The sequence below is a fragment of the Acetivibrio mesophilus genome (assembly GCF_004102745.1).
Taxonomy (GTDB): domain Bacteria; phylum Bacillota; class Clostridia; order Acetivibrionales; family Acetivibrionaceae; genus Hungateiclostridium; species Hungateiclostridium mesophilum.
Map to the genome: position 1 here is coordinate 1 of NZ_RLII01000086.1, position 1,261 is coordinate 1,261.

At 40.0% G+C, this 1,261-nt stretch carries 1 pseudogene; it reads right to left on the minus strand.

What is annotated here, in order from left to right:
- A pseudogene (locus EFD62_RS17350) lies at nt 1-1,184 on the minus strand (hypothetical protein); the annotation flags it as partial.
- Between the last annotated feature and the right edge of the window lie 77 nt (nt 1,185-1,261).

Here is a 1,261-nt window from a genome sequence, read left to right on the forward strand (position 1 = left end):
AGCTCAAGTACTACCTTGTCATACTCGTATATATACTTTGTCAAGGTTCCGTCTACATACTTGCTTACTCTTAGTCCATCGCCGCTGTATGTATATGTTACTGTCTTTCCTCCGACTGTCGCACTTATCATCCTGTTTAGCAAATCATAGCTGTAGCTTGCTGTCTGCTCCGTTGTTGAGCCTTTTACTGTATACACCTCTGTCTGATTGCCGTTTTCATCATAACGATAGCTCTGTATTTGGGTCTCTACACCTGTTGTCTCAATTCTCTCAAGCCTGTTCTGCTTATCGTAGACATAGGTGTTGAATATTTGCACTGTTCCATTTTGACTTATTTTCTCTGTTTCTCTATTTCCTGCGACATCGTACTCGTACACTGTGACTCTGCCATTTGACTCACTTACCGTCTCCAGTCGGTTCAATGCATCATATTCATAATCTGTTATCCTTGTTCCACCAACCAGGTGCTCAATCTTTTTAGTTTGATTATTTGCTTCATCATAAGTATACTCATACTTTTCAATTACAGTCTCTACTGTAGGAGATCCCTGATTGACTACCTTTACCTTCCGGTTAATAAGGGTATCAAGCATTCCGTCCGGATGATACTCGTATACCTCTTCATACCTAAAGGTTTGTCCACTCTTAGTAAATTCCGGATACAATACACTCTTTCTGGCACCATTGTCGTAATACTCGTATGTTATTAATTTTGACCTGTTCAGGCTACTTATTGAGGCTCCGTTCGTAATCGTTCCGTCATATACATACTTCAGCCTTCCTGCCTTGTCATTAACCTTTGTTGTCTGATTGCTTTCAGGGTCTCTGCTAACCTCAGCAGTAAGGTAAACAGTCTCTCCCTGCTCTGTTGTATCCTCCACTATTATATCATAATAGTATCTCACAAATCCGTTGTCCTGTGCTTTTTTCATTTTTACCCTGTTGAGTTGATCATATATGCGGGATGTCAATCCTGTTGAGTCTGTCATCTGGGTCATATTTCCGTTGCCATCATACACATAAGATATCTCAACCGGTGTCTTATCTGCTTGTGTTGTTATCTGTGATTTCAATCTTCCATGAATATCATAAGTGTAGGTGGTTATTGCACCGTTCTGCTGCGAATCGTTCTTGCTGTTATTGTCAATAAAAATTCCCCAAAAAGGGGAAAGATTTTTCCCCACCTAAAAAAAGATAGAAAAACGCTATCTAACAGAGAAAAAACTTTTTCAAGAATCCAGTTTACAACAAGCCTCCCCCA